Source organism: Nocardiopsis changdeensis, from assembly GCF_018316655.1.
GTDB classification, from domain to species: domain Bacteria; phylum Actinomycetota; class Actinomycetes; order Streptosporangiales; family Streptosporangiaceae; genus Nocardiopsis; species Nocardiopsis changdeensis.
Window position 1 is genome coordinate 1,343,223 of the sequence record NZ_CP074133.1, and the last position, 24,593, is coordinate 1,367,815.

The window sequence follows — 24,593 nt, forward strand, 5'->3', positions numbered from 1 at the left end:
CGAGGTGATTGTTAGTCGTTGAATTTCGCAGTTGGTGTCTTGCCCGCGGAGTTTGTGACCGGCGGGCGGTTTCCCTGGGGAGTCGGCTCGCGGCAATTACTCGGGCGCGAGGTTGCGCCCGATGTACACCGAGCTGAAGGAGACAACATGGCTCAGGGAACTGTGAAGTGGTTCAACGGCGAGAAGGGCTTCGGCTTCATCTCCCCCGACGACGGTGGCCCCGACGCCTTCGTTCACTACAGCGCCATCCAGGGCACGGGCTTCCGTAACCTGGAGGAGAACCAGCGCGTGGAGTTCGACATCGTCACGGGCAACCGCGGCCCGCAGGCCGAGAACGTCGTCGCCATCTAACTCCTCGTGAGCTAGATCACCACGACTCGGGACGGCCCCGTCCGGAGGTCCTCGACCTCCCGGCGGGGCCGTCCTTCGTCTTCCCCGGGCCCGGACCCGGGACACGCGAAGGCCCCGGAGGGTTCGACCCTCCGGGGCCTTCGCGCGTCCCGGGGCGCCGGCCGGGCGCCCCGGCGGATCAGCGCACGGCGGGCACGGGCGCGCCGAGAAGCCGCTGGACGCGGGCCCGGACCCCGGGCGTCTCCAGGCCGCGCACGGTCACCGTGGTGCGGCGGCGCAGCACGTCGTCGACGGTCACCGCCCACTCGCGGTCGCGGGCGAACACCACCTGGGCCCACACGTCCGGGCCGTCGGGGTGGATGCGCTCGCCCAGCGCCGGGTCCTCGCGGATGAGCGCGGCGATGTCCAGGGCCAGGCTGCCGTAGTGGGAGGCCAGGTGGCGGGCCACCGGCGGCTCCATCCGGGCGCCCGGCTCGCGGTCGATCAGGATCCGCTGCGCCACCGCGTCCGGGCTGGCCAGCCCGGGCAGCGGGACGGTCCGCAGCGGGTCGGCCATCTCCTCGGCCAGCGGCACCGCGCGCACCTTGCGCAGTTCCTTCAGGACGGCCCGGCCGATGTGCCGGTAGGTCGTCCACTTGCCCCCGGCCACCGACAGCATGCCGCCGCGGCCCTGGGTGACCACCGTCTCGCGCTTGGCCGCGCTGGTGTCCCCGTCGCCGCCCGGCAGCACCCGCAGCCCGGCGAAGGCGTAGTCCACGTGGGAGGCGTCCAGGTAGGGCGCGTCGATGCCCAGCTCGGCCTCGCCCAGGATCTGCTCCACGTCGGCGGGCACCACGGACACCTCGGCGGGGTCCCCGGTGTACTCCTCGTCGGTGGTGCCCAGCAGCAGGCGCCCCTCCCACGGGATGGCGAACGACACCCGGTGGCGGTCCACCGGGATGGTCAGCGCCGCACGCCACGGCTCCGGGGTGCGCAGCACCAGGTGGGCCCCCTTGGACAGGCGCACGCTCGGCGCCGCCGCGGGGTCCTCCATCCGGCGCAGGCGGTCCACCCACGGGCCGGTGGCGTTGAGGACCAGGCGGGCGTCGACACCGAACTCCGTGCCGTCGGCGCGGTCGCGCAGCTCGGCACCGGTGACACGGGTCCCGGTGCGGCGCAGGTCCACGACCTCCGCGTGGTTGAGGACGACGGCCCCCGCCTCGACCGCGGCCCGCACGGTCATGATCGCCATGCGGCTGTCGTTCATCTGGTGGTCGCCGTAGGCGGCGACCGACTTCAGGCCCTCGGTGCGCAGGCCCGGGGCCAGCCGGGCGGCCTGGGCCGGGGACAGCAGCCGCCCCATGCCGTCGCCGAACGCCGACAGCGCCGAGTACAGGAACACGCCCGCGCCCATCTTGGCCGCGCCGTGCGGGCCGCCCTCGTAGACCGGCACCAGGAACGGCAGCGGGTTGACCAGGTGCGGGGCGACGGTGGTGGCCAGGGAACGGCGTTCGCGGTGGTTCTCGGCGACCAGCCGGAGGTTCCCGGTCTGGAGGTAGCGCAGGCCGCCGTGGACGAGCTTGGAGGAGGCGCTGGAGGTGGCGCCGGCGAAGTCGCCCGCGTCCACCATGGCGACCCGCAGGCCGGACTGGGCGGCGTTCCAGGCGACGGAGGTGCCCAGGATGCCCCCGCCGACGACGAGGAGGTCGAAGGTGCCGCGGGAGAGCTCGGCGCGGGTGCGCGCGCGGTCCGCGCCGCGGCCCGGGAACGCGACGGCGGCGGACACCGGGGACAGGGCGTCCGGGGTGCCGGCGGGCTCCGCGGCGGGGGCTTCGGTGTCTCGGGCGGCGGGCACGGAGGCGTCGGGGCGCCGGTCGGCCGGGTCGGGCGTGGTCGTCATGGCCGGGTACTCCTCGGAGAGGGATGGCTGTGCGGCCGCCGGAACGGACTCCGCGTTCCGTGCGGACATCGCAAAGATCATACGACAATGCCGCACGCTGGTGGAGGGGGAGGGGCTCCCTGCGGCGTTCTTGTCATGCTTTCGGTGTGCTTCCCGGACCCGGAGTGCGTTGGTGTGACGGTCGGTGTCCGGTGTGTGGCGTGGGGTTCTTGTGATGCGTCATTGTCGAACGCGGTTCCGTGGGTCGGCGGCGGGCGTGGCCGTGGCCGACCGCGGACACGGGCCGGCGTCAACGCCTGGCATGTGACCGGCGTCTCATTGGTGAGACCGAAAGGAACGGGGGAGCACGATGCACGCAGGACGCGCACGGATCACGGCCGCGGCGGGGGCGGTGGCACTGGCGGCCGCGGCGGCGCTCGCCGGCGGGGCCGCCCACGCGGGCGAGGGGGAGGACCCCCGCCCCTGCCGCAGCGACGACTTCCGGGTGACCGAGATCGACCGGGGCGCGGCCGCCGGGACGATGTACGTCGAGTTCGGGCTGGACCGCACCGGGGGCGGGGACCCCTGCCTGATGAGCGACCGGTTCGGCGTCCACTGGACCGACGTCCCCGGCGGGGACCGGGTGGGGGAGTGGGCCCGCTACAGCGAGGAGATCCGGGACCCGTGGGTGGTGCCGGGCGACGGGCGCGCCCTGCTGACCATGGCCCAGGCCGAGCCGGGGAACTTCGACCCGGGGGACTGCGGAGAGGTGCTCACCGCCACCGGGATCACCGTCTACCAGGAGTTCCACGGCGACCCGGGCGTGCACGGGGAGCTGAGCGCGCCGGTGCGGGTGTGCGAGCTGGAGGCGGGCGCCCCCTCCATGTCGGTGTCGCCGGACGGGTGACCCGGGACGGCGGGAGGGCGGCGGACACGGTCCGCCGCCCTCCCGCGCTCCCCGTGGCGGGGCCGCTCACCCGCCGAAGCCGGTCAGCCTCCACACCCAGGCGCCGAGCACGCCGCCGATGAGCGGGGCCACCACCGGGATCCAGGCGTAGGACCAGTCCGAGGAGCCCTTGCCCGGGATGGGCAGCACCGCGTGCGCCAGCCGCGGGCCCAGGTCGCGGGCCGGGTTGATGGCGTACCCGGTCGGGCCGCCCAGGGACAGGCCGATGGCCAGCACCAGCAGGCCGACGAGCAGCGGCGCGATACCGGTGGAGAACAGCCCCGACAGGTCGACGTCGCCCTGCGTCACGTGTCCGGAGTTGGCGCCGATGCCGAGCACGCCCAGGACCAGCATCGCGGTGCCGATGACCTCGGTGATGATGTTGGCGACCGGGTTGCGCACCGCGGGCGCCGTGCTGAACACGCCCAGCTTGGTCGCCGGGTCCCCGGTCTCCTTCCAGTGTGGGAGGTAGGCCAGGTACACCAGCACCGCACCGGTGAACGCGCCGACCAGCTGGGCCGCCATGTAGCCCGGCACCAGCGCCCAGTCGAAGTCGCCGATGCTGGCCAGACCCAGCGTCACCGCCGGGTTGAGGTGCGCGCCGCTGACCGTGCCGACCGTGTAGACGGCCATGGCCACCGCCATGCCCCAGCCGAACGTGATCACGATCCAGCCGCCGTTGAAGGCCTTGGACTTGGTGAGGGTGACGCCGGCGACGACGCCGCCGCCGAGGAGGATGAGGATCGCCGTGCCGAGGAACTCGGCGAGGTAAACAGACATGATGGCCTCCGCCCGTATGGGGCAGCCGGGTCACGGGGGCGGTGTCCGCCCGCGGACGCGGGCATGGTCGGACACACCCGTCACAGGGATGGGGTGGGTGGGGCCGCCCGCCGGGGAGGCCCGGTCCGCGCCCGGGGGCCGCGGGGGTCGCGGGCCGGGCCCCGGGGCGCGGTCGTCGAGGGGACGGGTGGGTCCCGTCCGGTCACTTCTCGTCGTGCTCGACCCAGCCGAGGGTGCGCTTCACCGCCTTGTTCCAGTTGTGGTACTCCCGCTCGCGCACGGCGGGCTCCATCTCGGGCGTCCACTCGGCCGCCTTGTGCCAGTTGGCGCGCAGGGTCTCCACGTCGGGCCAGTAGCCCACGGCCAGGCCCGCCGCGTACGCGGCGCCCAGGCACGTGGTCTCGGCGACCATCGGGCGCACCACCTCGGCGTCCAGGACGTCGGACAGGATCTGCATGAGCAGGTTGTCCGCGGTCATGCCGCCGTCCACCTTCAGGGTGGTCAGCTCGATCTTGGAGTCGGCGTTCATCGCGTCGACGACCTCGCGGGTCTGCCAGGCGGTCGCCTCCAGGACGGCGCGGGCGATGTGGCCCTTGTTGACGTAGCCGGTCAGGCCGGCGATGACGCCGCGGGCGTCGCCGCGCCAGTGCGGGGCGAACAGCCCGGAGAAGGCGGGGACGAAGTAGCAGCCGCCGTTGTCCTCCACGGTGCGGGCCAGCGTCTCGATCTCCGGGGCGGTGGAGATCAGGCCGAGGTTGTCGCGCAGCCACTGGACGAGCGAGCCGGTGACCGCGATCGAGCCCTCCAGCGCGTACACGGCCGGGGCGTCGCCCAGCTTGTAGCCCAGGGTGGTGAGCAGGCCGTTCTCGGAGGTGACGGGCTCGGTGCCGGTGTTCATCACCAGGAAGGTGCCGGTGCCGTAGGTGCCCTTGACGTCGCCCGGGTCGAAGCAGGTCTGGCCGAACAGGGCGGCGTGCTGGTCGCCCAGGGAAGAGGCGACCGGCACGCCCTCCAGGTACCCGCGGGCCTGGCCGTAGACCTCCGAGGACGAGCGGATCTCCGGCAGCACGGCCGCCGGGATGCCCATGGCGTCGAGGATCTCGGAGTCCCACTCCAGGGTGGCCAGGTTCATCAGCATGGTGCGGCTGGCGTTGGTCACGTCGGTGACGTGGCGGCCGGTCAGCTTCCAGATGATCCAGGTGTCCATGGTGCCGAAGAGGACCTCGCCGCGTTCGGCGCGCTCGCGCAGGCCGTCGACGTTGTCCAGCAGCCAGCGCAGCTTGGGGCCGGAGAAGTAGGTGGCCAGAGGCAGGCCGCAGGCGGCGCGGAAGCGGTCCTGGCCCTCGTCGGCGCCGAGTTCGCGGACCAGGGCGTCGGTGCGGGTGTCCTGCCAGACGATGGCGTTGTGGACCGGCTCGCCGGTCTCCTTGTCCCAGACGACGGTGGTCTCGCGCTGGTTGGTGATGCCGATGGCGGCGACCTGGTCGGGGGTGATGTCGCTCTTCTCCAGGGCGTTCTGGACGACGACCTCGACGTTGGTCCAGATCTCCTGGGCGTCGTGCTCGACCCAGCCGGGCTTGGGGAAGATCTGCCGGTGCTCGCGCTGGTCGACCGAGACGATGCGGCCGTCCCGGTCGAAGAGGATGCAGCGACTCGATGTGGTGCCCTGGTCGATCGCGGCGACGTACTGCTGACTCATCGGATGCTCTCGCCTTCAGTGGAGGGCTCGGGAACGGGGACGGACACGCGCGAACAACGGGCTATACCCGCACGTTGTACGACATTGACGTATGAGTAGGCGTTAGTTTCATCCGCTTTTCCCACCTGTGTCAAGACGGCGTGACGCAATCGTGTCGCGTGGGTCACGTACCCTCGCGAACACCGTGACAACACCTCGGGGCTGCGCGAAGTCGCCGCGCCCGCCGTTCGCCGCAGGGGAACGCCCCCGGCCCCGCAACGGCCCGGGAACGCCGGCCCCGAGAGCCGCCACCGCACCGCTACGCGGGGATCGCCGCACGACGCGCCGGCGGAGCGCACCGACAGGACACCGGCACGCGCCGGCCTCCACGGGACGCGCCGGCGGAGTGTTCAGGCCGGACGTACCGACATGGACGCGTCGGCAGGGGCCGTGTGACCGGGGCGCGTCGGTGGAGTGCTCAGGTGGCACGTGCCGATAGGGGCGCGTCGGCGGAGTGTAGGCAGGATGCGTGGGTGGGGTGTGCCGCCAGAGGCACGGCCGCGGGGAGCGGTCGGCCTGGGGTGTGGACCGCCGAGCACGCGGTCGGCGCGGCAGGGCCCAGGCGCGCGGAGATCACTGCACGACGCTTCGGTGAGCGCATCGGCGGGACACAGGTGCGCGGCGGCGTCGGCGGAGTGTGCGGGCAGGGGCGCGGACAGGCGTGTCGGTGGGGTGTCGGTACGTGGGGCCTGCGCGGGACGCGCCGACGGGGTGCTCAGGCCGGACGCATCGACATGGACGCTTCGGCAGAAGCGTGCCGACCGGGACGCGTCGGCGGAGTGCTCGGGTGGGATGGTGCCGATAGGGGCGCGTCGGCAGGGAAGTCTCAGTAGGGGGTGGCGCCCAGTTCGCGGGAGATCGCGCGGGCGGCGTCGCGGACGTAGGACACCTGCTCCATGTCCAGCTTGTTGTCGGGCCCGCGCAGGCGTTCGACGGCGCCGCGCACCCCGATCGCCCCGACCGTGGTGCCCCGCCGGTCGCGGATGGGCGCGGCGATGGACACCTCGCCGTCCACCAGTTCCTCGGCCTCCCAGGCCCACCCGTTGTCGCGGACCTCCGCCAGCTGCTTCTCCAGCTCGCCGGGGGAGACGATCGTGAAGCGCGTGTAGGCGGGCAGGAACACCGGCCCCTCCTCCACCGCGGTGTCCTCCAGCGGCGTGACCAGCGGGTCGAAGGCCATGAGGACCTTGCCCAGCGCGGTGGCGTGCAGCGGCAGCAGGGTGCCGACGTCCAGGGTCTGCCGGGAGGAGTCCGGGCGGAACACGTGGTGCACCACGAGCACCTGCCCCTGGTGCGGGGTGCCGATGCGCACGCTCTCACCGCTCCGGGAGGCCAGGGTGTCGGCCCAGTTCAGGGCGCGGGTGCGCAGCTCGTTGCCGTCGAGGTAGCGGGTGCCCAGGCTGAGCATGCCCCCGCCCAGCCGGTAGCGGCCGGACTCGGGGTCCTGCTCGACGAAGCCCACGTGCTGGAGGGTGCGCAGGATGCCCAGGACCGTGCCCTTGGGCAGTTCGAGAGAGCGGGAGATCTCCGCCAGGCTCAGCCCGCGGGCACCACCGGCCAGGAGGCGCAGGATCGCGGCCGCGCGTTCGATGGACTGGATTCTTCCCGGCATGGGGGTGCTACCACTCTCTAGTACGACAATGTCATACGCGCATGCTACTACGCGATGTGACGCCCGCCATGGGACGAGTGACATCGGATCGCGCGGAACGGCCCGCAGGGTCGCAACAGTGTAGTCGCCGGGCCTTGGGAGCCCGCGCCCGACGTGCACGGACGCGGGCGCGGGCGGCTGTTCACAGCTCGGCGGCGGCCTTGGCGATCGCCGTGGCGGCCTCGTCGACGTCACGGTCGGTGATCTCCAGGTGGACCACCAGGCGGATCGTCTCCGCGCCGATGTCCAGGGCCCGCACGCCGTGGCGGGCGAACGCCTCCCGGTAGGCGGCGGCCCGCCCCCGCGGGGTCTCCACCAGCACCATGTTGGTCTGCGCCCGCGCCCCGAGTCCGGGCAGTTGGGCGATCCGCTCCGCCAGCAGCGCCGCCCGCGCGTGGTCCTGGACCATCCGCTCCCGGTGGTGGCGCAGGGCGTACAGGGCGCCCGCCGCGATGATGCCGGCCTGGCGCATCCCCGCCCCCAGCAGCTTGCGGGCCCGCCGGGCCCGGGCGATGGTGGCGGCGTCCCCGGCCAGGGCCGAGCCCACCGGCGCGCCCAGCCCCTTGGAGAAGCACACCGACACCGAGTCGAACCCCTCGGCCACCTCGGCCGGGGAGACCTCCAGCGCCGCGGCGGCGTTCCACAGCCGGGCCCCGTCCAGGTGGGTCCGCAGCCCGTGGCGGTGGGCGAACCCGGTCACCCGGCGCTGCTCGGCCAGCGGGACCACCCGGCCGGTGAAGGTGTTCTCCAGCCACACCAGCGCGGGCTCGGCGCGGTGGACGTCGCCGCGCCCGGCGATCCACGACTCCAGCAGCTCGTCGGAGGGGACCGTGCCGTCGGAGTACAGCCGGGGCAGCGCCCGGGCCAGTACTGCGGTCGCCCCCTGCTCGTCCCCGATGAGGTGGTGGTGCTCGTGCGCCCACACCTCGTCGCCGCTGCGGACGGACACGTACAGGCCCAGCTGGTTGGCCATGTGCCCGGAGGTGACGTAGAGGGCGGCCTCCTTGCCGAGCAGGGCGGCCGTCTCCTCCTCCAGGGCGCGCACGGTGGGGTCCTCGCCGAAGACGTCGTCGCCCACCTCCGCCTCGGCCATGGCCCGGCGCATGGCGGAGGTGGGGCGGGTGACGGTGTCCGAGCGCAGGTCGATCATGGTCGCTTCCTCGAGAACGCGGCGGTGGGGTGTGCGACCGACGATACTGCCCGGCGGGTTCAGCCCCGCGTGCCGATCCTCTCCAGCGCCTCCGACAGCAGGCGCAGGGAGGCCAGCGCGTCCGCGGCGCCCTCCTCGCCGAGTTCGGCGACCAGCGCCTCGGCCAGCCGGCCGTGCGCCGGGTCGATCCGGCGCAGCGCGGCGACGCCCTCCCCGGTGGGGGCCAGGAGCTTGGCGCGGCTGTGCGCGGGGTTGGGCCGGTACTCGGCGAGTCCCTGCTCCACCAGTACGTCCGCGATGCGCTGCACGCTCTGCCGGGCGCTGCCGAGTTCGCGGGCGATGGCCGACACCGCCTTGGGCGCGTCGGTGACCGAGCCGAGTACCTGCCAGCGCGCGGCGGTCAGTCCCGCCGGCCTGGCCAGTTCCTCGGCCACCGACAGGAACTGGCCGTTGAGGCGGAAGACGGTGAGGGCGGTCCCGCTGAGCAGTTCGGCGCTGCGGAGGTCGGGCCGCGCCATGGTCAGGCCCCCTCCATCAGAGCGAAGTAGGCGCCGGCGTCGTGCTGGGCGTGCAGCCGGTACCAGGCGTCCAGCGTCCGGGGCGTGAACAGGTCCAGCTGGGCGAAGATCTCGCGGGCGAACTCGATCGGCGCGGTGGAGCCCGCGGTGATCAGCCCGTCGTCGGTGACGGCCAGGGCGTTGCGGTACCTGGCCGCGCCGGTGTAGCCGGTGGCCAGCAGGTACTCGGGCGCGGAGCTGGTGTGGTCGCGGTAGTCGAGCAGGCCCTCGCGGGCCAGGCCGGCGGTGGCCCCGCAGATCGCCGCCACCGGGACCCCGGCGTCGAGGAAGATCCCGGCGGCCGAGGCGAGGGAGGTCATCGACTCCGGGTCGACGTCCCAGGAGGCCGCGCCCGGCAGGATCAGCATCGCGCTGCTGGACGGCTTGAGCTGGGTGAGCGTGAGGTCGGGCAGGACGGTGACACCGCCCATGGTGGTCACCGGGGCGCCGCTGAGCCCGACGGTGACGACGTCGTAGCGGCCCGGGGTGCGCTGCCACTCGCCGCTGCGGATGGTGGAGACGGCGTGGCCGATCTCCCAGTCTGCGAGCCCCTCGTAGACGGCGAGGTGGACGGTCTTCCTGCTCTCGGTGTTCATGACAACATCCTGTCATCCTGACAGCATGCTGTCAAGAGAGTGGGGGTGTGGGAATCAGAGTTCACGTGCATTCGATCGGGTGTCCATTGCCGGTTTCCGGGCGGAGTGTTCCGCGGGGCGCCCTGCGCCTGAAGAGCATGGTGAACCATCTTCCGGGCCTTGTGCTTTTCCGGGCGGTGAGGAAATTCGGATAGGCCCCTCTCCCAAATGGGAGACCCTGGCGTCTTCGCAGGTCGTTCGGGGTGTGGCGCGGGGTTCGTCGTTATGTTCGGGCGCACTTCGAAGGCGTTCCGTCGACGAGGGTCGGGGGTCCGGATTTCGGTGGTTCGCGGGAAAGGGGGTGGAATGCGCGACCGGGGCCCGGGGGCGCGTCCGCGGGGTGGAGTGTGACGGGGCTCACTCTCAGTCGGGAACGCCCGTGTCATCGGGGGTGCGGGTGACCCGCATCTCGCTCGGGTCACAGAAGCCCACGTGGGTGTTCACAGAAGCTCACAAATGGTACTACCATTTCGTCCGCCTGCCTCGAGGACAGGCCGAGGTCGCGATGTCCGGCGACCCCGCACCTCCGACGTCCGCTCACCGGAAGGCTCCGCTGTGGAGAACTTCACGCCCGTCTACGGGACGGGTCCCCTCCTCGGGATCGCGGCCGGGGCCATCGCCCTGCTGCTCTTCCTGATCATCCGCCTGCGACTGCACGCCTTCATCGCGCTCGTCCTGGTCAGCCTGCTGACCGCGGTCGCCGCGGGGATCCCGGTCGCCGAGATCATGCCGACCCTCCTGGGCGGATTCGGCGGAACCCTCGCCAACGTCGCCCTGCTGGTCGGCCTCGGCGTCATGCTCGGCCGCATGCTGGAGGTCACCGGTGGCGCCGCCGTCCTGGCCGGGGCCCTCATCAGGGTCTTCGGCGAGAAGCGGGCGCCCCTGGCACTGGGCGTCGCGTCCCTGCTCTTCGGCTTCCCGCTGTTCTTCGACGTCGGCCTCGTCGTCATGCTGCCGATCGTCTTCAGCGTCGCCCGCCGGGTCGGCGGCTCGGTCCTGACCTACACGCTGCCCACCGCGGGCGCCTTCGCGGTCATGCACGCCTTCGTGCCCCCGCACCCCGGACCGGTCACCGCCGCCGTCGAGGTCGGCGCGGACATGGGCCTGGTGCTGCTGATCGGCCTCCTGCTGGCCATCCCCACCTGGTACCTGTCCAGCTACCTGTTCGGCCTGTGGATCGGCAAGCGCGTCGTGATCCCGGTGCCCGACGACATCATGTCCGACGGCAGCGTCAAGCACGAGAACCCGCCGCACCTGGCCACCGTCGTCGGCCTGCTGCTCCTGCCGATGCTGCTGATCTTCGCCAACACCGGCGTCACCACCCTCGTCTCCACCGAGGCCGTCCCCGCGGACGCGCTGTGGGTGCAGGTCTGCCAGCTCGTCGGCCAGACCCCCGTCGCGCTGCTCATCACCGTGCTGGTCGCCATGCTCGTGCTCAGCCGGGGCCGGTTCACCCGCCAGGGCATGGAGACGCTGGTCGGCGACTCCCTGGGCCCCGTCTGCGGCATCATCCTCATCACCGGCGCGGGCGGCATGTTCGGCATGGTCCTGCGCACCAGCGGCATCGGCGGCGCGCTCGCCGAGAGCCTGGACGCGATCGGGCTGCCGGTCATCGTGGCCGCGTTCGTGATCGCGCTCGCGCTGCGCGTCGCCCAGGGCTCGGCCACCGTCGCCATCACCACGGCCGCCGGGCTCATCGCCCCCGCCGTGCAGGCGGCGGACGGGCTGTCGTCGATCGACCTGGCGCTGATCGTCATCGCCATCGCCTCCGGCGCCACCGCCCTGTCGCACGTCAACGACTCCGGGTTCTGGCTGGTCGGCCGGTTCCTGGGAATGGACGTCAAGACCACGCTCAAGACCTGGACCGTGATGGAGACCCTCATCGGCTTCATCGGGTTCGGCCTGGCCTTCGGGCTGAGCCTGGTGCTGTGACCCCGGGGCGGCCCGGCTCAGACGGGGAGGTCGTCCTCGTCGTTCCGGGTCGGGTCGTCCTCCAGGGCCTCGACGACCTCGGTGACGATGGCGCGCATGGCGGCCTCGGCCACGTCGGGCAGGCCGTCGCGGATGGCCTGGGCGACCGCCTTGTGCAGCCGCAGCGCCTCGGGGCGCGGGTGGCGGGGCATCAGGTCGTAGGAGGTGCGTCCCACGAGGACCTCCGACACCACCTGCGACAGGCCCACCAGCATCTCGTTGCCCGACAGCTCCAGGATCTGCCGGTGGAAGGCGATGTCCAGCTCGAGGAAGGTGTCCAGGTCGCCGGCGCGGCCGGTGCGGACCATCTCGTCGGCGACCACCACCAGGTGGGCGCGGGCCTGGGCGTCGCCGCGCTGGGCGGCCAGGGCGGCGGCCCCGGGTTCGACCGCGGAGCGCAGCTCGTTGAGGGAGCGCAGCTGCTCCATGCGGCCGGAACCGGCCAGCCGCCAGCGGATCAGCTGCGGGTCGAAGATGTTCCAGTCCGGCATCGGGCGCACCCGGATGCCGGTACGGGGCCTGCTGACCACCAGCCGCATCGACTCCAGCACCCGCACCGCCTCGCGTGCCACGGTCCGCGACACGCCGAAGTCCACCTCCAGCCCCTGGAGGGTGAACGTGTGGCCGGTGGCGTACTCGCCCGCGGCGATGGCGGGCCCGAGGACCGCCAGCACCCGGTTGTGCAGCGTGCGGTGATCTGTGCCCATCGTTCTCCCTGTTTCGACCGGGGGGTCAGGCTGAAGCCTAGCCGGATTGATTGATATCACTATTGATGGTGGAACTTGCGGTCGTGCAGGTCCCCACGAGGAGAAACCATGCACTTCGTCTTCATGGGCGTGTCGGGCAGCGGCAAGACCACCGTCGCCGAGCGCGTGGCCCGCGAACTCGGGCTCCCCTTCGCGGAGGCGGACGCCTTCCACCCCCGCGCCAACATCGACAAGATGGCGGCCGGGACCCCCCTCACCGACGAGGACCGCTGGCCCTGGCTGCGCGAGCTCGCCGGGTGGATCGCCGCCCACGACGCGCTGGGCGAGTCGACCGTGATGGCCTGCTCCGCGCTCAAGAGGTCCTACCGCGACCTGCTGCGCGAGGGGGCGCCGGGGGTGCACTTCCTGCACATGAGCGGGCCGGAGGAGGTCATCTGGGAGCGGATCGCCGCCCGGACGGACCACTTCATGCCGCCCGCGCTGCTGCGCTCCCAGCTGGAGACCCTGGAGTCCCTGGAGCCGGACGAGGCAGGGCGCGAGTTCGACGTCCGGTCGGACCCCGACGTGCTGGTCCGGGAGGCGCTGGCGTACGTGGAAACGGTGCTGCAGCCCTCCTGACCTGCCGTCTTGCGTTGAATTGGGGGAAGCGGGACCCTTTCGTCATGCAAGATTCCGTTTCGTCCCCCGCAGCCTCCCCTGTGCGGCCCCCGCTGGACGTGCGGCAGACGTGTGTCCTGATGTTCGTCGCCGCCCCCGTGTACGGCCTGCTGGGCTACCTGACCTGGTCGCTTTTCTCGGCCGACATCCCCCAGGAGGTGGTGGGCGACCTGTGGATCCTGCTGGTCCTCACGGTCCTGGCGGGAGTCGCGTCGGCGGGCCTGGCGGTGCCGGTCCGCCGCGGGGACCACGCCCTGTGGCGCACCTCCCAGGCGGTCGCCCTGTTCGCGCTGGGTGTCCCGCTGTTCGCGCTGCACATCGCCTCGAAGCTCGCGGTGACGCCGCTGCTGCTCGGGGCCCTCCTCGCGGCGGTGGTGGCCATCGTCATCAACATCGCCCTGTGGACCACCGAGGTCCGCCGCTGGTGCTCCCCGCGGCGCGCCCGCAACACCGCGAGCGCCGAGGAGGTCGAGGCCATCGCCGCCGCGGTCGCCGGACCCCGTTCCTCCTCCGCCGGCACCCCCGAGTCCGCCGCGACCCCCGAGGGCGCCGCCGTCCCGGTCGCCGCCGCCATGGCGTCCGTGGCCGCGGGCGCCTCCGTGCCCGTGGACGGGCCCGAGCCGGCGGTGAGCGTCGACGAGCCCGAGCCCGCTGTCGCCCCTGAGCCCGCCGAGGCCGCGGTGGACACCGACACGTCCGAGCCGGTCGGTGCTCCTGAGGCCGTCGAGCCCGCCGAGGTTTCCGAAGCCGCTTCTGTGCCTGTCGAGGAGTCCGAGGCGGTGGCGAGCGCCGGTGTGACCGAGTCCGCCGTGGACGCCGATGCCGACGAGGCTCCTGAGACCGCTGTGGCCGTGGCCGCGGCGGACACCGACACGCCTGAGCCGACCGGTACCCCTGAGCCTGCCGAGGGCGGCACCGAGGTCGCCATGACCCCCGAGGACGCCGTCGCCCTGATCTCCGCCGCTGTGGCGTTCGTGGACGAGTCCGAGTCGGCGGTGGGCGCCGACGCGCCTGAGCCGGCTGGTGCTCCTGAGTCCGCCGAGGTCTCCGAGGCCGGTGTTTCCGGGCCCGTGGACACCCCCGCCCCCGCGGACGAGGTGACGTCCGCGGACGCCGACGAGTCCGAGTCGGCCGGTGCCTCTGAGCCCGTCGAGGCGGACGGTGCCGAGGATGAGCTTGAGGCTGCTGTGACGTCCGGGGCCGCTGATGCGTCCGGGACCGCGGACGATGCCGGGACCGCCGAGGTCTCCGAGACCACGGACGATGTCGAGGCACCTGCGTCCGCCGAGGCCCCTGAGGGCGCTGCCGCCGGAACCGCGGACGCCGATGCGACTGAGACGGCCGGTGCCTCTGAGGCTGCTGAGGCTGCCGTGACCACCGACGACACCGAGGCCACCGCGTCTGCTGAGGCCGCCGTGGCTTCTGAGGACGCTGCTACCTCTGAGTCCGAGACCGCTTCCCCTGAGGCCGTGGATGGGGCCGAGCCGAACGTGGACATCGACACGGCCGAGGCGACCGAGGCCCCCGAGGGCACTGCCGTCGAGGCGGCGGTCACCCCCGCTGCCGTGGACGAGGAGACGTCCGCGGATGCCGATGCGTCCGAGTCGGCGGGTGCCCCTGCGCCCGCTGAGGCTGCCGAGGACGCTGTTACCTCTGAGCCTGAGGCCGCTTCCCCTGAGGTCTCGGATGGGGTCGAGCCGAACGCGGACGTCGACACGTCCGAGGACGCTGCTGCCGGGACCGCGGACGCCGATGCGTCCGAGTCGGCGGTTGCCCCTGCGCCCGCTGAGGCTGCCGCGTCCACCGACGACGCCGAGGCCACCGCGTCTGCCGGGTCCGAGGGGGCGGACGTATCCCCGGAGGGCGACGGCGGGAAGGACGCCGAGCCGGCCGAGGGCGGCTCCGACAAGAAGAAGTAGACCGAGACCGACCGAAACGGGGGACCGGCGTGGCCGGTCCCCCGTTCTCGTGCGCCCGTTCCGCAGGGGCGGTCGGGTCAGAAGCCCCCCGCGGGCTCAGTCCTCGTCGTCGGCGAGGGCGTGCAGGCGGGCGAGGTGGTCGCTGTCGTCGTCGCCGTGGCGTTCCACGTAGGCCTCGCGGGCCTCGTCGGCGATGTCGGCGCTCTCGTCCTCGAAGCCGTAGTCGCCGAGGTCGTCGAGCAGGTCGATGGCGCGGTGCAGCGGGTCGTCGTCATCGGGCTCCTCCGCGGGGAGGTGCTGTACGACGGCGGCGAGGAGGACCGCCCGGGCGTCGTCCACGGCGCTCTCCGAGCCCGCGGCGGCGGTCAGCCGGATCCGCGTGATGGGGTCGTCGTCCGCGGCGAGCATGAGCTGTTCGGCCAGCCAGGCGCTGTCCTGGCCTTCGAGGAACGCGGTCAGTGCCGCGTCGTCAAGGGGAGTGGTCACCCGGAAGATGATAGGCCCGCACGCACCCTGCCCGAGCTCACGACCCAAGTCCCGATATAGACAAAAGGCAGACAAAACAGTCATTCGCCCCATGATCCAATACCATGTTCCATCATTGTTTCCCAGACCCCGAAAAAGATGAATCCCGTGTTACCCCGGGATCATCCGCACTTCTCTCAGGTCACTCCCGTAACGCCGGTATCGGAGTTTCGGTCCCGCCTGAACAAGGCGGTCAACAAAACACACCTATGGATCACGCCACAGATCTGAAACGGTTGTATTAATACCCGGACGTCTACCTTCCCCGCTGGTACGGGCCCGGTCTAGGGTCCTCTCAATCAACCCCCGGGCACAGGCGCCCACCCCCCACAGAGGTGGACATGTTCACGAAGACTTCCAGGAAACCGGCGGCCCTCCTGGCCGCGGCGGTGTCCGTGATGCTGTTGGCGACAGCGTGCGCGGAGAGTGAGCGGGACCCCGAAGGCGACTCCTCCGCGCCGTTCGTATTCGGATCCGCGGGCGACATCAAATCCCTCGACCCGTTCCTCGCGAGCGACGGGGAGACCTTCCGTTACAGCCGCCAGGTCTACGAGACCCTCCTCGAGCACGAATCCGGCGGCAGCGAGATCGTGGGCGGCCTCGCCGAGACCTGGGAACAGTCCGAGGACGGCACCGAGTGGACGTTCCACCTCCGCGAGGGCGTCGTCTTCCACGACGGCGACGAGCTGACGGCCGAGGTCGTCTGCGCCAACTTCGACCGGTGGCACAACCTCTCCGGTGCCTGGCAGAGCTCCAACAACTCCTACTACTGGCAGGCCATCTTCGGCGGCTTCGCGGAGAACGAGGACGAGGGGCTGCCCGAGTCCCGCTACGTCTCCTGTGAGGCCACCGACGAGCTCACCGCCGTCATCACCATCTCGGAGTACTCCTCCATCTTCCCGGGCGGCTTCAGCCTCGCGGCGTTCGGCATCCTGAGCCCCACCAGCCTGGAGACCATCGCCGAGGCCGAGATCACCGGTGAGGAGGGCAGCTACACCCTGCCCGAGTACACCAGGGAGCCGGGCGCCATCGCGGGCACCGGCCCGTTCACGGCCCAGGCCTGGAACCGCGACCAGGCCGAGGTCACGCTCCAGCGCTTCGACGACTACTGGGGCGAGCCCGCCGGGTTCGAGACCATGATCCTGCGCGCCATCCCCGACGAGACGGCCCGCCGCCAGGCCCTGGAGGCCGGTGACATCCACGGCTACGACCTGGTCGCCCCGGCCGACGTCGAGCCCCTCACCGAGGCCGGCTTCCAGGTCCCGACCCGCGACGTCTTCAACGTCCTCTACCTGGCCTTCCAGCAGGAGACCAGCGAGGAGCTGGCCGACATCCGGGTCCGGCAGGCCCTGGCCCACGCCGTCGACCGCCAGCGCATCGTCGACACCATCCTCCCGGCCGGCGGCGAGGTGGCGACCCAGTTCCACCCGAACACCCTCGACGGCTGGTCGGAGAACGTCACCACCTACGACTACGACCCGGAGAAGGCCGAGGAGCTGCTGGCCGAGGCGGGCCAGGAGGACCTCACCCTCGACTTCTGCTACCCGACCGAGGTCACCCGCCCCTACATGCCCGCCCCGCGCGACATCTTCGACGTCATCAGCCAGGACCTCGAGAGCGTCGGCGTCACCGTCGAGCCGAAGTCCTTCGAGTGGACCGAGTACGTCCCCAACACCGACAGCGGCGAGTGCTCCCTGTACCTGCTGGGCTGGACCGGCGACTACAACGACGCCTACAACTTCCTGGGCACCTGGTTCTCCGTGAAGAACGACGCCTGGGGCATGGACGAGCCCGAGCTGTTCGACGCCATGGCCGAGGCCAGCTCCAACCCGGACACCGAGGAGCGCATCGCCGCCTACCAGGGCCTGAACGAGCAGATCATGGAGATCCTGCCGGGCCTGCCCATCTCCAGCTCCCCGCCGTCCATCGTGTTCGCGGAGAACGTGAACCCGCCGAACGTCAGCCCGCTCACCCAGGAGGACTTCTCGGAGGGTTCCTGGAAGGAGTGACCCGCACGGCCCCGTGACCCGGGGCCTCGGAAGACCGCCTCCCGCACCGCGGGAGGGGGAGGCCCGGCCGATCCGTCCCCCGGTCGGCCGGGCCCCGTCCATGTCGACCCCGCCCCCGCCCGGGCGGGGGAAGCCTCACCCTCCACTGGCGAAAGGCGGCGAAGTGCTGCGTTTCATCGTCAGGCGTACTCTGCAACTGATCCCGACCCTGGGCGGTCTGTCGATCCTGTTGTTCATCTGGCTCCAACGCCTACCCGGCGGGCCCGAGTACGCCCTCCTCCCCGACGACGCGACCGACGAGCAGCGGGCCCAGCTGCGTCGCGCCCTCGGTCTGGACGAACCCCTCACCGTCCAGTACGTGCGGTTCCTGCGCAACATCCTCCAGGGGGACCTGGGGACCTCCCTGCAGACCGGGCAGCCGGTCATGGAGGAGTTCTTCACCCGTTTCCCGGCCACGTTCGAGCTGTCGGTCACCGCGATCCTCATCGCGGTCGCCGTCGGCATCCCGCTCGGCTACCTGGCCGCCCGCCGCCGCGGCGGGATCCTCGACTTCGCCGCCGTCGGCGGCTCCCTGCTCGGCATCTGCACGCCGGTGTTCTTCCTCGCCTTCATCCTGAAGGTGGTCTTCGCCGAACGCCTGGGCCTGTTCCCGTCGGCGTTCCGGCTCTCCCCGGGGCTGAGCCGCACCGACCTGAGCGGGTTCGTCATCCTCGACGGCCTGCGCACGGGCGAACTCGACGTCGTGTGGGACGCCCTGATGCACCTGGTGCTCCCGGGCCTGGCGCTGGCCTCCATCCCGCTGGCCGTCATCGTCCGGATGACCCGGGCCAGCGTCCTGGAGGTCCTGGACGAGGACTACGTGCGCACCGCCAACGCCAAGGGCCTGTACCGCCGGACGGTCCGCGGCCGCCACGTGCTGCGCAACGCGATGCTGCCGGTGGTCACCGCCATCGGCCTGCTCACCGGCAGCCTGTTCGCCGGCGCGGTCCTCACCGAGAGCGTGTTCGCGTTCCCCGGCGTCGGCTCGTTCGTGTACGCGGCGACCCAGACCCGTGACTACCCGGTCCTGACCGGGTTCATCCTGCTCATCGCCACCATGTACGTGCTGATCAACCTGCTGGTGGACATCTCCTACAGCCTCCTCGACCCGAGAGTGCGGGCCCAGTGATGCCGACGACACCCAACGCGCAGAACCCGTCGGACGACCCGGGGACCCCGGACACCGGCCCCGCCCGCCAGGACGGGGGCGGCACCTCCCTGCTCACCCGCAGGGCCGACAGGATCGACCGGCTCGCGGAGCTCATGGGCCCCCGCGACGACGGCTCCGGCGGCGCGGGCATCTGGCGCACCGCGTTCCGCCGCCTGCGCCGCAGCCCGATGGCGATCTCCGGCGCGGTCATCGTCGCCGTGTTCGTCCTCATCGCCCTGCTCGCCCCGCTCATCGCCCCCTACTCGGCCACCGCGCAGACCTGGGGCGGGGAGGTCTTCCCCAACCAGAACATCTTCGTCGGCCCGCGGGCCGAGAACTGGCTGGGCCTGGACAACCTGGGCCGCGACCAGTTCTCCCGCATGGTGATCGGCGCCCGCCAGACCCTCCTGGTCGGTGTCGTGGCGACCCTGGTCGGGTTCGGCGTCGGGGCCCTGATCGGCGGCACCGCCGGCGCCGCGGCCACCCTGGGCGGGCGCTGGGGCCGGGTCGTCGACAACGTCATCATGCGCGTCATCGACATGATGCTGGCGCTGCCCACCCTGCTGCTGGCGGTCACCGTGGCGGCCCTGATCGGGGCCAGCCTCACCACGGTCATGCTCGCGGTCGGCATCGCCCAGGTGCCGGTCTTCGCCCGCCTGCTGCGCGGCGCGATGATCGCCCAGGGCAACCGCGACTACGTGCTCGCCGCCCGGGCGCTGGGCGTGCGCACCCACAAGATCGCCCTCACGCACATCCTGCCCAACTCCCTGGGGCCGGTCATCGTGCAGTCCACGCTCACCCTGGCCACCGCCATCATCGACGCGGCGGCCCTGTCCTACCTGGGCCTGGGCAACCCCGACCCGTCCTTCCCCGAGTGGGGGACGATGCTCGCCGACGCGCAGCGGTTCCTCTCCAGCGCTCCCCAGCTGGCCGTCTACCCGGCGCTGGCCATCATCGTCACCGCGCTGGGCTTCACCCTGCTCGGTGAGGCGATGCGCGAGGCCCTCGACCCGAAGCTGAGGAAGTAAGCATGGGTTCCAGCACACCGCTGCTCGCGGTCGAAGAACTGTCCGTCGTGTTCGGCGGCCGCGGCTCCGACGAGGTCCGGGCCGTGGACGGGGTCTCCTTCACCCTGGAGGAGGGCCGGGTCACCGGCCTGGTGGGGGAGTCCGGCTGCGGCAAGAGCGTCACCTCGCTGGCCCTGATGGGCCTGCTGCCCTCCCGCGGCGTGCGGGTCGGCGGCTCCGCCGTCCTGCGCACCGGCGACACCGAGGTCGACCTGCTCGGGCTGTCCCCCGCGCGGATGCGCGACCTGCGCGGCTCACAGCTGGCGATGATCTTCCAGGACCCGCTCAGCTCCCTGAACCCGGTGGTCCCCATCGGCCGCCAGGTCACCGAGATCCTCACCCGGCACCGGGGCCTGCGCGGATCGGCCGCCGAGAAGGAGGCCGCCGACCTGCTGTACCGGGTGGGCATCCCCGACCCCAGGAGGCGCCTCAAGGAGTACCCGCACCAGCTCTCCGGCGGCATGCGCCAGCGGGCCCTCATCGCCATGGCGGTGGCCTGCCGCCCCCGGGTGATGATCGCCGACGAGCCCACCACCGCGCTGGACGTCACCATCCAGGCCCAGATCCTCGAACTCCTCAAGGACCTGGTCACCGAGGAGGGCACCGCCCTGCTCATGATCACCCACGACCTGGGCGTGGTGGCGGGCCTGTGCGACGACATCAACGTCCTGTACGCGGGGCGCGCGGTGGAGACCGCCCCCCGCGCGCCCCTGTTCGCCGACCCCACCCACCCCTACACGGTGGGCCTGCTCGGGTCGATCCCCCGGCTCGACGCCCCGCGCGGCGAACCGCTCACCCCGATCCGCGGGTCGGTCAACGACAACATCGCCTGGTCCGACGGGTGCGCGTTCGCTCCCCGCTGCGACCACTACACCCTGGACTGCCTCCAGGGGCCGCCGGAGCTGGTCGTCTCGGGCGCCGACGGCGCCCACGCGCACCGCTGCGTCAACCCCGTCCGGCACGCCGACCTGGTGGACCGGGCCGTTCTGGAGAGCCCGTCCGTGGTGGGCGACGAGGAGGAGAGCGCATGAGCCTGTTGCGGATCGAGGACCTCAAGGTCCACTTCCCGATCAGACGGGGCGTCGTGTTCGACCGCACCGTCGGCCACGTGTACGCGGTGGACGGCGTCAGCCTGAGCATCGAACGCGGCAGCACCTACGGCCTGGTGGGCGAGTCCGGCTGCGGCAAGACCACCCTGGGCCGGGCGGTGCTGCGCCTGGTCGACATCACCTCCGGCTCCGTCGTCCACGACGGCCGCGACCTGGCCACGCTGGGCGGCGAGGAGATGCGCCGCGAGCGCCGCAACCTCCAGATGGTCTTCCAGGACCCGCTGGGCAGCCTCAACCCCCGGCAGAACATCGGCTCCATCCTCATGGAGGGGCTGGAGACCCACGGCATCGGCGGCCCCTCCGCGGAGGAGGCCGCGTCGATGAGCGCCGCGGAGCGCAGGGAGGCCACGCGGGCCGACCGGCGGAGGCGGGTCGTGGGGGCGCTGGAGCGCGTCGGGCTGTCCTCCAAGGCGCTGGACCGGTACCCGCACGAGTTCTCCGGCGGCCAGCGCCAGCGCATCGGCATCGCCCGCGCCCTGGTGCTGGAGCCCGACCTCATCATCTGCGACGAACCCGTGTCGGCGCTGGACGTGTCCATCCAGGCGCAGGTCCTCAACCTGCTGGAGGAGCTCCAGGAGGAGCTGGGCCTGACCTACCTCGTCATCGCCCACGACCTGGCGGTGGTCCGCCACGTCAGCGACACGGTGGGCGTGATGTACCTGGGGTCCCTGGTGGAGGAGGCGCCCAGCGACGACCTCTACGAGACGCCGCTGCACCCCTACACCCGGGCACTGATGTCCGCGGTGCCCGTCCCCGACCCGACGGTGGAGGACACCCGCGAGCGCATCCTCCTGGCGGGCGACCTGCCCTCGCCCGTGGACCCGCCCCCCGGCTGCCGGTTCCACACCCGCTGCCCCTGGCGGCAGGAGGAGCTGTGCGACACGGAGCGCCCGGAGCTGCGGCCGATCAACGGCGGCGCGCACCGGGTGGCCTGCCACCACGCGGAGAGGATCCTGTCGGGGGAGATCCTGCCGAGCGAGGAGCGCGCCGAGCGCATCGTGCACGGCTCCGCGGGATGACCCCGGGCCGGCGGCGGGCGGGGAGAGCGCGCCCGCCGCCGGACCCGGTCCGCCCCCGCCCGCGGATCCTCCCGCGGGCGGGGACTCCCGGCCTCGTGCGCCGCCCGGGGTTTCGGTCACGGATCCCGGTGCGACTTCGTGACCAGGGGGGAAGGGTTTCCAATCGGACAATTGGCTATATTCGGCTTGTCCTGTATCTCCGGTATCCCCGCCTACCGGAAGAATCTCTGTCCCCAGGAGACCCTTTTGTCCCCCGACTTCCGTCCGGGTGCCCGCGCGCCCCGTGTCATCGCCGTCTCCGTGCTCGCCGCGGGGCTGGCCTTCGGGGCCGCCGCCCCGGCCTTCGCGTCCGCGCCCTTCGCCCCGCCCGGCGACAACGGCACCGTCAAGATCCACTCCCCGCAGACCCCGGAGGAGGACGACCGGAACGAGCCCAAGGTCTGCGAGTTCCAGGTCGTGGGCCACGGGTTCGACCCCGCCCAGGAGGTCACCTGGGAGATCCTCACCCAGGGCGGCAAGCCCTCCGAGCGCGAGGTCGTCCTGTCGGGCGGGCTCGAACTGGACGGCGAGGGCGCGGGGAGCACCGAACTGCTCACCCTCGACGACGGCCACTACCGCCTGGAGTGGACCTTCGAGGGCCAGCAGAGCAACGCCGCGAAGCACAAGGTCTTCAAGGTCGAGTGCTCCGAGGAGGAGCCCTCCCCGGAGCCCTCCCCGTCGCCCGGCGGCGAGCCCTCCACCCCGCCGGAGAGCCCCGAGCCCGCCGACCCGCCCACGGTCGAGCCCACCGGCCCCGCGACCCCGGTGGAGCCGACCGAACCGGAGACCCCCGTGGACCCGACCGGACCCGCCACCCCCGGCCCGTCGGACGAGCCCACCGCCCCCGCCGGTGAGGAGCCGAGCCTGCCCCTGACCGGCTCCGCCATCGCCGGGCTCGTCGCCGCCGGCGCGGCCGCGGCCGCCGGCGGCGGTGCCGCGATCTACTTCGGCCGCAAGCGCAGGCTCCAGTAGGGGGTCGGACCCGAGGAGCGCAGGGGTGCGCCGCGAACGTGGCGCACCCCTCGCCCCCCTCCTGCTTCGCCGGCCCCCGACCGGGTAGGGGCCGGATGTGACCCCTCCCCGGCGGCGGAACCCCGCCGCAGGGGAGGGGCAGGCCCGCCCGCCGGGCCCGTATCCGCCAGGAGAGTGCGATGGCAGTGTTCCTGTACGACGACGACTGCGGTTTCTGCAAGCGCATGGTCGCGCTGGCGCGGGACCGGCTGGGTGCGCGCACGGAGTTCGCGGCCTGGCAGGACACCGACCTCGACGCCCTCGGCCTCACCCCCGAGCAGACCTCCGAGGCCGCCTGGGTGGTCCACCCCGACGGGCGCCGCTTCAGCGGCGGCGACGCGGTCGCCGAGGTGCTGCTGTCCTCCCGGCCCCTGCTGCGGCCCGTCGGCCGCCTGATGCGGCTGCCGCTGCTGCGCTCGGCCAACCGCCTCGCCTACCGGTGGGTGGCCGCCAACCGCTACCGCCTGCCCGGCGGCACCGCCTCCTGCGCGCTGCCCCGCCCCTAGGCTGTGCTTTTTTGAACCTCCGCTGCGCTTCGGCCCGCCCGTCGCCCGCCACCGCCCTCAACGGACGGCCTGCGGCCGCAGCCCGGTCACCTTGTTCGGCGCCCCCCGAGGGTGGGAACCTTCGGCCCTGCGTCGACATCCTCGCCCGCCCGTCGCCCGCCACCGCCCTCAACGGATGGCCTACGGCCACAGGCTTTCCTCGAGGACGTCTCCTCCGGGCCTCCAGGACCCCACCGGGCGCCTCACGAAACCCCAGGAAGCACCGGAGAGCGTTCAAGAACAGGCGCTAGGCGACGGCCTCGCGCAGGGCGCGGCAGACGTCCAGTAGCCGCCCGCGCAGCACCGCGCCGCGCTCGGCGAACCCCTCCTGGCGGCGCATGTACTCGGCCTTGCCCTCGGCCGTCTCGATCCGCACCGGCGCGTACCCCCACTCCCGCAGGTCGTAGGGTGAGGCCCGCATGTCCAGCTCCCGGATCTCCCGGGACAGCTCGAAGCAGTCCACCACCAGCTCCGACGGCACCGCCGGGGACAGCTTGTACGCCCACTTGTACAGGTCCATGTTGGCGTGCAGGCAGCCCGGCTGGTCCAGTTCGACCTGTGTCTCCCGGGTCGGCCGGAGCGTGTTGAGCGGCCGGGCCGGCTCGGTGAAGAACCGGAACGCGTCGAAGTGCGAGCACCGGATCCGGTGCGACTCCACCACCCGGTCGGTCCCCTCGGCCCCCAGCCGCAGCGGCACCTGCCCGTGTCGCACCTCCCGGGTGCGGTACACCATCGCCCACTCGTGCAGCCCGAAGCACCCCAGGTGGGCGTCCCGGGAGGCGACCGCCGACAGCAGCCCCTCCACGAAGCCGACCACCGGCCGGGCCGCCAGGAACGCGGCCGCGTCCAGGCCCACCCCCTCGGGGACGGCCGCCGCGAACCGCTCCGACAGCCGCTCGCGCGCGCCCTCCCCGGCCAGCACCGTGCCCACCCCGGGGTCCCAGCGTCGCAGCCGGGCGGGCTTGAGGTTGTAGTAGGTGAACAGGAAGTCCTCCACCGGGTGGCGCTCGCCCGCACGGCGGCGCCGCAGGTGGTCGGCGGTCAGCGCGTCCACCCGCTCCTCGTGGCGGCGGGCGCGCTCGCGCCACGCGTCCTCCGCCAGTACCTCCACGGCCCGCACGGCCCCGGTGTCCGTTCCCATCACGGGCCCCAGGGTACGC

General features: G+C 72.4%; 22 protein-coding genes. 12 read left to right on the plus strand and 10 right to left on the minus strand.

The window, feature by feature from the left end; all coding sequences use genetic code 11:
- The first annotated feature begins 147 nt into the window (after positions 1 to 147).
- On the plus strand, positions 148 to 351 hold the full coding sequence (locus KGD84_RS06270; RefSeq protein ID WP_220565173.1) for a cold-shock protein: 204 nt from the start codon (positions 148 to 150) through the stop codon (positions 349 to 351).
- Positions 352 to 529: 178 nt separating this feature from the next.
- On the opposite strand, the gene KGD84_RS06275 is transcribed toward KGD84_RS06270, so the two are convergent.
- Positions 530 to 2,299, minus strand: coding sequence for a glycerol-3-phosphate dehydrogenase/oxidase (locus KGD84_RS06275; protein WP_255647081.1), 1,770 nt, complete (start codon positions 2,297 to 2,299; stop codon positions 530 to 532).
- Between the two features lie 280 nt (positions 2,300 to 2,579).
- Here KGD84_RS06275 and KGD84_RS06280 point away from each other — a divergent pair, with 280 nt between their 5' ends.
- Positions 2,580 to 3,116, plus strand: a complete 537-nt coding sequence (locus KGD84_RS06280) for a hypothetical protein (RefSeq protein WP_220565175.1) — start codon at positions 2,580 to 2,582, stop codon at positions 3,114 to 3,116.
- Between the two features lie 66 nt (positions 3,117 to 3,182).
- Here the strand turns inward: KGD84_RS06280 and KGD84_RS06285 are convergent, their stop codons facing one another.
- From KGD84_RS06285 to KGD84_RS06310, 6 genes are all read right to left on the minus strand, one after another.
- Positions 3,183 to 3,935, minus strand: a complete 753-nt coding sequence (locus KGD84_RS06285; protein ID WP_220565176.1) for an MIP/aquaporin family protein — start codon at positions 3,933 to 3,935, stop codon at positions 3,183 to 3,185.
- A gap of 202 nt (positions 3,936 to 4,137) precedes the next feature.
- Complete coding sequence (gene glpK, locus KGD84_RS06290; protein ID WP_220565177.1) at positions 4,138 to 5,634, minus strand: glycerol kinase GlpK; 1,497 nt, start codon at positions 5,632 to 5,634, stop codon at positions 4,138 to 4,140.
- 865 nt (positions 5,635 to 6,499) lie between these two features.
- Positions 6,500 to 7,285, minus strand: coding sequence for an IclR family transcriptional regulator (locus KGD84_RS06295; RefSeq protein ID WP_220565179.1), 786 nt, complete (start codon positions 7,283 to 7,285; stop codon positions 6,500 to 6,502).
- A 181-nt stretch (positions 7,286 to 7,466) separates the two neighbouring features.
- Positions 7,467 to 8,474 (minus strand): threonine aldolase family protein, encoded by a 1,008-nt coding sequence (locus tag KGD84_RS06300; protein ID WP_220565181.1) that lies wholly within the window; start codon positions 8,472 to 8,474, stop codon positions 7,467 to 7,469.
- Positions 8,475 to 8,533: 59 nt separating this feature from the next.
- Positions 8,534 to 8,992, minus strand: a complete 459-nt coding sequence (locus KGD84_RS06305) for a MarR family winged helix-turn-helix transcriptional regulator (RefSeq protein ID WP_220565183.1) — start codon at positions 8,990 to 8,992, stop codon at positions 8,534 to 8,536.
- Positions 8,993 to 8,994: 2 nt separating this feature from the next.
- Positions 8,995 to 9,627 (minus strand): DJ-1/PfpI family protein, encoded by a 633-nt coding sequence (locus KGD84_RS06310; protein ID WP_220565185.1) that lies wholly within the window; start codon positions 9,625 to 9,627, stop codon positions 8,995 to 8,997.
- A gap of 594 nt (positions 9,628 to 10,221) precedes the next feature.
- On the opposite strand from KGD84_RS06310, the gene KGD84_RS06315 reads away from it, so the two are divergent.
- A complete protein-coding gene (locus KGD84_RS06315; protein WP_220565187.1) occupies positions 10,222 to 11,598 on the plus strand; it encodes a GntP family permease in 1,377 nt (458 codons plus the stop codon).
- A 17-nt stretch (positions 11,599 to 11,615) separates the two neighbouring features.
- Here KGD84_RS06315 and KGD84_RS06320 read toward each other — a convergent pair whose 3' ends face one another.
- Entirely contained in the window at positions 11,616 to 12,344 is a 729-nt protein-coding gene (locus KGD84_RS06320; protein ID WP_220565189.1) for a FadR/GntR family transcriptional regulator, read from the minus strand.
- Positions 12,345 to 12,452: 108 nt separating this feature from the next.
- Here KGD84_RS06320 and KGD84_RS06325 point away from each other — a divergent pair, with 108 nt between their 5' ends.
- Together KGD84_RS06325 and KGD84_RS06330 are read left to right on the plus strand one after the other, a co-directional pair.
- Positions 12,453 to 12,962, plus strand: a complete 510-nt coding sequence (locus KGD84_RS06325; protein WP_220565191.1) for a gluconokinase — start codon at positions 12,453 to 12,455, stop codon at positions 12,960 to 12,962.
- Between the two features lie 44 nt (positions 12,963 to 13,006).
- The gene (locus KGD84_RS06330; protein WP_220565193.1) at positions 13,007 to 14,920 is read left to right on the plus strand and encodes a midas domain-containing protein; all 1,914 of its coding nucleotides are present in this window, start codon (positions 13,007 to 13,009) and stop codon (positions 14,918 to 14,920) included.
- Positions 14,921 to 15,016: 96 nt separating this feature from the next.
- Here the strand turns inward: KGD84_RS06330 and KGD84_RS06335 are convergent, their stop codons facing one another.
- Complete coding sequence (locus KGD84_RS06335; RefSeq protein ID WP_220565195.1) at positions 15,017 to 15,406, minus strand: hypothetical protein; 390 nt, start codon at positions 15,404 to 15,406, stop codon at positions 15,017 to 15,019.
- A gap of 380 nt (positions 15,407 to 15,786) precedes the next feature.
- Between KGD84_RS06335 and KGD84_RS06340 the strand changes: the two genes are divergently transcribed.
- From KGD84_RS06340 to KGD84_RS06370, 7 genes are all read left to right on the plus strand, one after another.
- Entirely contained in the window at positions 15,787 to 17,454 is a 1,668-nt protein-coding gene (locus KGD84_RS06340; protein WP_220565196.1) for an ABC transporter substrate-binding protein, read from the plus strand.
- A gap of 163 nt (positions 17,455 to 17,617) precedes the next feature.
- On the plus strand, positions 17,618 to 18,622 hold the full coding sequence (locus KGD84_RS06345; RefSeq protein ID WP_220565197.1) for an ABC transporter permease: 1,005 nt from the start codon (positions 17,618 to 17,620) through the stop codon (positions 18,620 to 18,622).
- Positions 18,622 to 19,671 carry an ABC transporter permease gene (locus KGD84_RS06350; RefSeq protein ID WP_220565198.1) on the plus strand — a complete coding sequence of 350 codons (1,050 nt, stop codon included), beginning with the start codon at positions 18,622 to 18,624 and terminating at the stop codon, positions 19,669 to 19,671. Before KGD84_RS06345 ends, KGD84_RS06350 begins: the two co-directional genes overlap by 1 nt.
- A gap of 2 nt (positions 19,672 to 19,673) precedes the next feature.
- Positions 19,674 to 20,741, plus strand: a complete 1,068-nt coding sequence (locus tag KGD84_RS06355) for an ABC transporter ATP-binding protein (protein ID WP_220565199.1) — start codon at positions 19,674 to 19,676, stop codon at positions 20,739 to 20,741.
- The gene (locus tag KGD84_RS06360) at positions 20,738 to 21,838 is read left to right on the plus strand and encodes an ABC transporter ATP-binding protein (protein ID WP_220565201.1); all 1,101 of its coding nucleotides are present in this window, start codon (positions 20,738 to 20,740) and stop codon (positions 21,836 to 21,838) included. The genes KGD84_RS06355 and KGD84_RS06360 overlap by 4 nt, the downstream gene beginning before the upstream one ends.
- A gap of 246 nt (positions 21,839 to 22,084) precedes the next feature.
- Complete coding sequence (locus KGD84_RS06365; protein ID WP_220565202.1) at positions 22,085 to 22,849, plus strand: LPXTG cell wall anchor domain-containing protein; 765 nt, start codon at positions 22,085 to 22,087, stop codon at positions 22,847 to 22,849.
- Positions 22,850 to 23,028: 179 nt separating this feature from the next.
- A complete protein-coding gene (locus KGD84_RS06370) occupies positions 23,029 to 23,394 on the plus strand; it encodes a thiol-disulfide oxidoreductase DCC family protein (protein WP_220565203.1) in 366 nt (121 codons plus the stop codon).
- A 286-nt stretch (positions 23,395 to 23,680) separates the two neighbouring features.
- Here the strand turns inward: KGD84_RS06370 and KGD84_RS06375 are convergent, their stop codons facing one another.
- Positions 23,681 to 24,574, minus strand: a complete 894-nt coding sequence (locus KGD84_RS06375) for a 3-methyladenine DNA glycosylase (protein WP_220565569.1) — start codon at positions 24,572 to 24,574, stop codon at positions 23,681 to 23,683.
- Positions 24,575 to 24,593 lie beyond the last annotated feature (19 nt).